The sequence below is a fragment of the Streptomyces sp. NPDC001393 genome, from assembly GCF_053597455.1.
Window position 1 is genome coordinate 71,995 of the sequence record NZ_JBSFIH010000043.1, and the last position, 8,620, is coordinate 80,614.

Below are 8,620 nucleotides of genomic sequence, written 5' to 3' on the forward strand. Positions count from 1 at the left end.
GCATGACCCCACGGCCAACCGAGCGGTCATGTCACGGAAAGTGGTCTGTCGGCACGAGTTCGTGATGCTGCGGACCGCAGGTGCAGGAGCGGCCAACGCTCGGCGCCACGGCGGGCACTTGACCGTGATTGGCGCGGATTCGGTTCCGGTGCCGGGGTGTCGTGGTCTGCCTCCGATCACTGCACGGTGGTCGCACAACCATCCGGACCAGTCCGGCGGCTACGTGGTGAAGCCGCCGTCGATCGTGAGGCTGGCTCCGCTTGACAAAGGCCGCCTCCGGCCCCATGAGGTACGAGACAAGGTCGGCGATCTCCCGCGGGCTGCCGATACGCGGTACGGCCAGCCACTTGAGCATGGCCTCGGCCAGCGGCCCGTCCTCCGTCATGCGGTCATCGGCGGTGGGGCCGGGCTGGATGTTGTTCACGGTTATGCCCCGGAGGCCCAGCCTCTGGGCCAGGCCGCGCACCAACCCGGCAATGGCTGCCTTGGTCATGCCGTAAGCCGCACCCCCGGCGAAGGGGATGCGCTCGGCGTTGACGCTGCCGATAGTGATGATCCGGCCGCCGTCGCCAAGGTGGGGCAGCGCTCCCCGTACGGCGTGGACGACGCCGCGTACGTTCACGTCGATCGTCCGGTCGATCTGCTCGGGCGTCAGCTCGTGCAGGGCGCCGACCCTGGCCACTCCCGCGTTGCTGACCAGGACGTCCAGGCCCCCATACGCCGCGACAGTGTGCTTGACCGCAGCCGTGACCGCATCCGGGTCCGCTGCGTCGGCCCGCGGGCCGAGTGCCTGGCCTCCGGCGCGTTCGATCTCCCCGACCACCTCGTCTGCGCGGTGCGGCGACTCGGCATAGGTGAGGGCCACCCGCAGCCCGTCCTCCGCCAGGCGCCGGGCGATCGCCGCGCCTATGCCGCGGGAGCTGCCGGTCACCAGGGCTACTTCGTCGGCACTCATCTGAAACCGCCCTGGCTCGGTCGTGTGAGTACGGCAATCGAGATGGCACACCCGGAACCGGCCGAGTTGCGGCTGGCCAAAGTCCTTGCTGCACTGGCAGATCCGGCCGGGCTGCTGGCCGTGCGCGCCCTGGCGGAACAGAGGGGAGTCGCACTCCACCGGGCTTCAGCAGACCGCAGGGCTGGACATCAGCCGGTCCCCGTTCTCCCATCATCAGCGCGTGCTGCGCGAGGCGGGTGTGATCCGGGTTCGAGTGGACGGCTCCCGCCGGATGCTGAGCCTGCGGCGGGCCGAACTGAACTCCTGCTTCCCCGGATTACTCGACTCGATTCTCAATGCCGCGCCAGAGCTTCTGGGTGCCCGCTGAGCGAGAGGTGGATCGTGATGCATTGCTGCCCGATCTACAGTCGCCAGTTGCCCCCCGCCGACCGGTGGCTCCGTTGAGTCCTCGACCTGTGCCTCAGGGCGTCGTTCAGGTTCCGTAGACCCGACGGCAGATCCGTGCCGCATCTCCCCTGGGTGACCAGTGACCCAGATGAATGCCGAGATCGCGAGCCGGGGGTGCCCCTCTGTGTGAGGAGACCATGTTGATCACCGCTCAGACCACCCTGACGCGGGAGATTGGTGAGTACGGCTATCTCCTCGCGCTCGGCGAGGACTACGAATGGCCGCCCCAGTGGCCGTATGGCTGGCGGTGCGGGCCCATCGGCGGCGACACGGCGCACTTCCTCACCGACACCGATACCGGCAGCATCACCATCACCATCACTGTCCAGACCCACGACGCCCCGCCCCCACCCGAGACCGACCCAGCCTGGGGGCTAGCGGAAGAGATGAGACCGCACGCCACCGACGACACCCCCGTCATCTACATCCTCGGCAGCGGAGACTTCGAAGAAGCCGAACCCGAAGACGGCCCGCTCCAACTGCCCACCGACCACGTGCCGGCGTGGATCCAGATGCGCCTGTACTGCCCCAACCCCAACCCCAACCCCAACCCCAACCCCAACCCCGAGCGCGGCGTCGGCGACCGCGGTGAACGCCACCTGATCCAACTCTGGACCGCCCCTCAGCAGTCGCCGGTACACCCGCAGCTGACCGAGTCCGACCTCACCCAGCGCCGCGCGTACAAGGAGGACCTCGATCAGGGCGCCGCCACCTGGCAGCAGTAGCGGGCGCCGACCGGGACACGTCGCCAACGTAGCTGAACCGCCTGCACGGAGCCCGCCCTCAGCGCTCAGCCGACGCTGCTGGCACGGGCTGGCGGAGCTGGCCGACATGGCCGACAGGCCTTGCCCGGCCAGGGGGGCGTGGCGGCGAGCCGATGGATGGTTGCGTCAGGCCCATATGTTCAAGGCACGAGAGCACTGATAGGTTCTCAGAACGGCGTATTGCTCCCGGCCAAGCGGGACAGTGGCGTCGTCCTGGACGCATGGCCCGACCAGCGGTAGGCCCCCTCCGCCTCCGCGCGGCGGGCAGGCTCGGCATCGCGTCGGTCAGCGGTGTTCCGTGCGGGCAGGTCCGTCGTCGGGCGGGGATTCCAGTCGTCCGGCTTACCCCACCGCTCCAGCATCTGATCCTTCCGGGCCTCCGGCGCCTCGAGCCACCGCTGGGACGTGCCCTTCGCCGACGGGGACCGGGTCACGGTCGAGCTGCACTGGCGGCCGCGCCCGACAGCCCCGTCGCGTCCAGCCGGCGTGGACTGACCCGGCCGGACGCGGCTGGGAGTGCGTATGCCGACCGGACCGAGCGGCTCGAGGCCCCCGGGCGCTTCACTGCTCCGCGGCCGAGCTGCGGCCGGCGCCAGCCGCGCCCAGGGGCGGAACTCCTGCCTTCAGGGCCGACGGGGCCCGTACCCGGGCACCGGGGTCACGTCACGGGGTCTCTCAATGCCTATGTCAATCGCCTGTTGGGCGGGGGCGGGCGGCCGTCCCTTGAACGAGTGACGTAAAGCGTGGAGGGGCCCGGTGGGTGGGATGTCTCTTGCCTGTCCATACGTCCAGAGTCTTCTCCTCACCAGGAGGGAATCACCGTGCTGTCTGTTCGCCGCATCGTGGTCCTTGCAGCAGTGAGCGCGCTGCTTTCTCTCGGAGCGATCGTCCCCGCCCTAGCTGCCCAGGCACCGAGTCCAGACGACGTCACCGACGGCCTTCTTGAACAACCCGTCAGCACTGTTGTGGGCTCCCCTCTCGGCCTCCCCCTCGGCGTCTGAAACCGTCGATCCTCGAGGCGCTGCGGGCCCTGCGCGACCATGAGGGGTGGCCCAGCACGGCTGGGTGCTGCTTGGCATGCTGCGCCCCGACCGTCACAAGGCGGTGGAAAGTGCGGCCGGGCAGGGATTGGTGGAGCTGACCGGCCTGGAGATGCGCGCGGAGCTGTCGGTGTATGAGGGCGGGCCCGTGGTGTGGACGGCCCGGCTGATGGGGCACGCTCAGGATGTGCTGGCCCACGCCGTGGCCAGTCCCGCCCCGACCACCGGTGTGTTGGGCCGGCAGATGGTGAGCGGCTGGTGGAGTTGCGCCGTTCGGAGAGGGACGCGCTGCGCCTGTATGTGCACCTCGGTGCCTGGCTGCGGGTGCCGCCGGCCGACGGCCTGAAGGTGAAGGTGCGCACCGCGCGCCAGCTCGGCAGCCTGGGGGTTCTGTACCTGAACACGCCGGCCAGCCGGTGGGCAGCGGGCGGCCGAACCGCTCGGGCCGAGCCCGGTCTGACGCCTCTCTCCTGGTAGCAGCCCACAGTGGCTTTCGCACGCCGTCTGCGGCTGTAACACCGCCCGTACGATGGTCGTGTGTCAGCCCGCCGCACTCATGGTCCTGACCTCCGGGCCCCGCACAGCCTCCGCGCGGCCCAGGCCGTTCTACTCAACTGCCTCCCCGGAGTCCACCTTCCCGACCTGGACGAGCTGCGGGGACTCTGGCTCCGCGCATCACCCGCCGGACAGCACACCTAGAGCTGGCTGAGGGCCTGCATAGCATCGCGTTCGATGCGCGAGAGCTCGTGGAGGATGCAGCCGGCTCGTATGAGGTTCTTCGCGTCGCCGGATTCGCCTGTTGCCGCGACGAGTGCGGCCACCTGTGTCCAGAGGGTGGCGGCCTCGGCATACAGGGTGTGGCCGGTGCGCAGGTGGCTGCTGTTGATCAGCGTGGCGCACTCGGCGAGGAAGTCCCGGTAGAGATTGCGGAACAGGGCGCCGCCGGTGCCGGCCCTCTCCATGAGGACGGCGGTCCGCGCCAGGTCTTCCTGCGGATTGTCACTGCGCTGCAGCCACTTCGGCACTTGCTTGGCGGTCTTCTCGATGCCCTGGTGGCCCAGGTTCGCGATGGGCGGATTCAGGAAGGCGTCGGCGCAGACCTTGATCGCAGGGATGATCCGGTCCTGCGGCGGCTTCGGGCTGCTGGGCGGGGTGATGGTGAAGGAGCGGTGCTTGGCGGTCATGGGGCCGCGTTGGGCCCTGGCTCTGGCCAGGCTGGCGAGACTGGTGGAGACGGCTCCACCCTGCGGCTCGGTGTCCACCAGGTAGGCGTCCTGTTCGTCGTAGCCGTACATGGCCACGACGTGCCCACCGAAGTGCACCTTGGTGCTGAAGTAGTCCAGGTGGTAGCTGTCGAGTTGTAGCCCGACCGGCCGACCGCCGTCGATGGGTGCCGCCGCGTTCTGCCATGCCTTGCGCGGGGAGGTGGTCTCTTCGACCAGCAGCTCAAGCCCGAGGGCGGCGGCCAGGTTTCTGGTGAGTTCGAAGGGTTTGACCCGACCTCCCAGGAAGGGGAAACCCATGGCTTTGCTGTCCCAGTAGATGAAGGACAACCCGGAGCCGAGCCCGAACAGCATGGGCTCGGACAGGTCGAGTCCCACGTGCCGCAGCAGCACGCCCAGCGCCGACGTCTCGCAATGCTGCATGCCGCGGACAATCGATGTCTCTCACCATGGCCATGCCGCTCATTCTTCCCCTCATCTTCAGACGACGCCGTAGATGGGCGTGCCAGACCATAGCGTCCCAGGCATGGTCCGCCGACAGGACCCAGTCGTCGCCATGTGCCGGGTACACCGGCTCCGGCGCCGCGGCTCTTGAGCGGAGTGGAGGCGGGGGGCGAATGATCGGCTCTGCCGTCTGAGTCCGCGGACCACCCGCGCCGGGCGGCCGGTAAGCGCTGCGGCGATTGAGATGACCGCGGTGGCGACCGTCGCCGCCCCGACGGCGGCTGCCGCATCGGCTCGTAGGCGGCCGGGCCCACACGCGCAGGTCTGTCCTCCGCGCCCGGAGGACACGACCTGCGTTGCGTGGCGGGTTACTTGAACCAGTAGCGGACGCCGTGGTGGTGGGAGCAGGTGCCCTGCGAGTGCCGCGAGTACGACAGCGAGGCGTCCACGCACTTGGCGGTCTCGTACTTGTCCTTGGGCTTTTGGTGGTGCGTCCAGCCGCACACGCCGGTGGTGTGTGGGATGCAGTGGTGAGCGGTGTTGGTCGACGGCAAGGTCGCCGCGGACGCGGCCGGTGCGCTGAAGAAGACACCGGCCGCGGCGACAGCCATGGCTGAGACGGCAAGACGAGCGCGCAAAGGAACCCCCCCTTTGGAGTCGAACAAGTGCAGGGGACTCTATCCGGGTTTCAACCTCTTACGGGCCGTTTTGGATTGTTGGATGCGGCGGCGGGCTGCGGAGCACGTGCGCTGCCGGTCGGAGCTGTTGCGATGTGTCTCCTCGGCGAGCAGGGCGTTCCGGTTGCAAGAACGTCCAGCACAAACCCGACCACTGCCAGCCCGCCTCCGGCACCTGGTACTCCGTCTACGACGACACCACCGTCACCGACGTAGCGAAGGCCACCATCGATCGCATGGTCCCTCTCGCCGAAGCCTGGCGCTCCGGCGCCGACACCTGGAACGCCGATCAGCGCAAAGCCTTCGGCAACGATCTCAAAGACCCCCAGCTGCTCATCGCGTCGGAGTCCGCGAACTCCTCGAAGTCCGACAGCGGGTGGGCCGACCGGAAGCCCAAACCCGCCTTCTGGCACACGCACGCCGAGGACTGCACCCACATCAAGTCGGTCGGGAAACCGACCACTACCGACAAGGATGAAGACAGCGACGCGTGCGGCGCGTCCACGATCTCCGAGAAGGCCGCAAGGCCTGGCATCCACCGGCGATCGGGGCACTCCTCGGCCTCCACCAGCAGACCTTCGCGCTCGGCGCTTCACCCCGATCCCGCTGTGCGTCTCGGAGCCGGAGCCGGAACCGGCCGCCGGCTCATCACTCAGGCCAATTCGCCCTATGGTTCGATCGTCGAGCAACAGTGCCGTACTCTCTGCTAGTCCTGTCGTCGGCGTGGCGGAGAGTCACGCCAAGTGGGGGGAATTCAGCCCAAAAGTGAGTAGAACTGGTGGGCACCGCGCGAGTCGGCGCGGTGCCCTTCTCGTGGCCGCCGTCGGCGTGATCACCGCGCTGGCCGGAACTTTCTTCGTCGCGGTCGACACGGCAGGCGCCACGAACGCCCCTCCGGCGTACGCGTCCGCGATACCGGACACCGCCCCGCGGCTCCCAGCCGCCGCGCCGCACTGGACGGCCTTTGCGGCCAAGCGGTTCTGGACCGCGCAGCGCATGGCAGAAGCAAAGCCGCTTCCGGACGCCAAACCGCGGACCGCGGGCAAGGCCGCCCACGCCACGCTCCAGGGGCTCGTCAAGCCGTCGGTGACCGGTGGCGTGAACGCCCAGGACCTGCGCGAGGTCCCGATGGACGCCACGCCGACCGACACCGCCGGCCCGACGGACACACCCACCGACACCTCGACCCCGGATCCCTCCGCCACGGCTACGGACACCCCGACCGCCGCGCCGACGGACACCTCGTCCGCCTCCCCGAGCACGTCTCCCAGCGCGTCGGGCTCGGCGAGCCCTACCGCCTCGCCCAGCCCGTCACCCACGAGCACGGGCGGGACAGGCCCCGTCAGCTCCTCCTTCGGCGGGCTGCCGATGGTCGGCCGGATGTACATGCAGACCAGCAGCGGCTCCTACTTCTGCACCGCGAGCGTCATCAACAGCCCGCACCACAACATCGTGCTCACCGCCGGGCACTGCATGGACGGGCGGGCAGGCGGCGGCTCGCTCGCCTTCGTCCCCCAGTGGACCGCGGCCAATCCCCAGCCGTACGGCATCTTCCCCGTCGCCACCGACTCGGAAGGCCGCAGCCGGGTCTGGATCGATCCCCGCTACTACGACCGAGGACACGTCCAGGGCGCCCCGTGGGACGTGGCGTTCGCCCAGGTCGGCGCGCGCAGTGATGGCAAGCAGGTGCAGGACGTGGTGGGTGGCAACAACCTGGCCACCGGCCGCGGCTACGCCTTCCCCAGCATTCGGCTGGTCGGCTACCCTGGCACCGCCACGCAGCCTCTGACCTGCGACAACAACACCACGCAGTACACCCCGACCGACGGCACCCCCGGTTCGTACCTCCGGATCGCCTGCAACGGCTACGCCTCCGGCACCAGCGGCAGCCCGTTCCTGGAGAACTTCGACCCGGCCACCGGCACCGGCGACGTGGTCGGCAGCATCGGCGGCTGGGACACCGGCGGACCGACCGACGACGTCTCCTACAGCTCCTTCTACGGCTCCGACATCCAGAACCTGTACCAGGCGGCGGTCGCCGGCTCCGCCCCCGCACGTCCCAACGTGCTGCCCGGCGCCTCCACACTCACCCATGCCACCCTCGTCACCTCCGGCTCCTTCACGCCCTCGCCTTCGCCCGATCCGGACAAGAGCGACCTGATCGTGCGCTGGTCGGACGGCGAGCTGACGCTGTACCGAGGCGGTGGCAACGGCCGGTTCGACAAGGAAATACGGCTCGCCGCGGCCAACACCACCTGGACGAAGGCCGTCTCCATAACGGCCGGCGACTTCACGGGTTCCAACACCTACGACCTGCTGGTGCGCTGGAGCGACGGCAGCCTCACTCTCTTCCCCGACGTCGACGCGCGCGGCCTGCACAGCCAGATCACCCTCGTCAAGCCGGGCACCCTGTGGCAGCACGAAGTCTCCATGACCGCGGGCCACTACACCACCGACGACCACTGGCCCGACGACCTGATGGTGCGCTGGTCCGATGGCGAAACCACCCTCTACAAGAACCTCAACTCCACCGGCCTCCACGCCCAGGTCCGGCTCAACCCTCCCAACTCCACCTGGACACACGCCACATCCCTCACGTCCGCCGACCTCGCCGGAACCAACGAGTCAGACCTTGTGGTCCGCTGGTCCGACGGCGAACTGACCCTGTACCCGGACATCAACCAGTACGGCTTCCACGGTGAGGTCCGACTGCGGGCTCCGAGCACGCTGTGGACCCATGCCACGCTCACCACAGCGGGCAACTTCACCAGTGCCGACAACCGGACCAACGACTACCTCGTGCGCTGGTCCGACGGCCAACTGTCCATGTACCAGGACAGCGGCAACAGCCTCGGTACGGAAGCCGTACTCGCGACCGCGTCCGGCTCGTCGTTGCCGTACTCCCGTCGCTGACCACGAAGTCCCCTGGGCCTCGGCCCAGGGGACTCCTTGGACTCCAGGTCTGTACGGTCTTCGGCCCTGTCTCGCGTTCGGTGGTGACGGAGCGTGCTGTTATCCGAGGAGGATGCGGTGCCGGAGCAGGGTGAAGCCTGCTCGTCCGTGCATCTGG

At 68.8% G+C, this 8,620-nt stretch carries 8 protein-coding genes; 5 read left to right on the plus strand and 3 right to left on the minus strand.

What is annotated here, in order from left to right:
* Nucleotides 1-31: 31 nt before the first annotated feature.
* Nucleotides 32-1,114, minus strand: a complete 1,083-nt coding sequence (locus ACWC2T_RS33680) for a 3-oxoacyl-ACP reductase family protein (protein ID WP_450674120.1) — start codon at nucleotides 1,112-1,114, stop codon at nucleotides 32-34.
* 61 nt (nucleotides 1,115-1,175) lie between these two features.
* Between ACWC2T_RS33680 and ACWC2T_RS33685 the strand changes: the two genes are divergently transcribed.
* From ACWC2T_RS33685 to ACWC2T_RS33695, 3 genes are all read left to right on the plus strand, one after another.
* Entirely contained in the window at nucleotides 1,176-1,322 is a 147-nt protein-coding gene (locus tag ACWC2T_RS33685; protein WP_450674121.1) for a transcriptional regulator, read from the plus strand.
* Nucleotides 1,323-1,539: 217 nt separating this feature from the next.
* Complete coding sequence (locus tag ACWC2T_RS33690) at nucleotides 1,540-2,127, plus strand: hypothetical protein (RefSeq protein WP_450674122.1); 588 nt, start codon at nucleotides 1,540-1,542, stop codon at nucleotides 2,125-2,127.
* 1,337 nt (nucleotides 2,128-3,464) lie between these two features.
* Nucleotides 3,465-3,683, plus strand: a complete 219-nt coding sequence (locus ACWC2T_RS33695) for a hypothetical protein (protein ID WP_450674123.1) — start codon at nucleotides 3,465-3,467, stop codon at nucleotides 3,681-3,683.
* 218 nt (nucleotides 3,684-3,901) lie between these two features.
* Here ACWC2T_RS33695 and ACWC2T_RS33700 read toward each other — a convergent pair whose 3' ends face one another.
* Both ACWC2T_RS33700 and ACWC2T_RS33705 read right to left on the minus strand, forming a co-directional pair.
* Nucleotides 3,902-4,852: a BtrH N-terminal domain-containing protein gene (locus ACWC2T_RS33700; protein WP_450674124.1), complete on the minus strand. Its 951-nt coding sequence runs from the start codon at nucleotides 4,850-4,852 to the stop codon at nucleotides 3,902-3,904.
* Between the two features lie 389 nt (nucleotides 4,853-5,241).
* Nucleotides 5,242-5,484 (minus strand): DUF3761 domain-containing protein, encoded by a 243-nt coding sequence (locus tag ACWC2T_RS33705; protein ID WP_450674125.1) that lies wholly within the window; start codon nucleotides 5,482-5,484, stop codon nucleotides 5,242-5,244.
* A 302-nt stretch (nucleotides 5,485-5,786) separates the two neighbouring features.
* Here ACWC2T_RS33705 and ACWC2T_RS33710 point away from each other — a divergent pair, with 302 nt between their 5' ends.
* Nucleotides 5,787-6,260 (plus strand): hypothetical protein, encoded by a 474-nt coding sequence (locus ACWC2T_RS33710; RefSeq protein WP_450674126.1) that lies wholly within the window; start codon nucleotides 5,787-5,789, stop codon nucleotides 6,258-6,260.
* A 103-nt stretch (nucleotides 6,261-6,363) separates the two neighbouring features.
* On the plus strand, nucleotides 6,364-8,463 hold the full coding sequence (locus ACWC2T_RS33715) for a trypsin-like serine peptidase (RefSeq protein ID WP_450674127.1): 2,100 nt from the start codon (nucleotides 6,364-6,366) through the stop codon (nucleotides 8,461-8,463).
* The last annotated feature ends 157 nt before the right edge of the window (nucleotides 8,464-8,620 follow it).

Bases quoted from the DNA above. Each gene is read 5' to 3' on its own strand.
- ACWC2T_RS33690 (WP_450674122.1), top strand. From the start codon at position 1,540: ATGTTGATCACCGCTCAGACCACCCTGACGCGGGAGATTGGTGAGTAC.
- ACWC2T_RS33700 (WP_450674124.1), bottom strand. From the start codon at position 4,852: ATGCAGCATTGCGAGACGTCGGCGCTGGGCGTGCTGCTGCGGCACGTG.
- ACWC2T_RS33705 (WP_450674125.1), bottom strand. From the start codon at position 5,484: ATGGCTGTCGCCGCGGCCGGTGTCTTCTTCAGCGCACCGGCCGCGTCC.
- ACWC2T_RS33710 (WP_450674126.1), top strand. From the start codon at position 5,787: ATGGTCCCTCTCGCCGAAGCCTGGCGCTCCGGCGCCGACACCTGGAAC.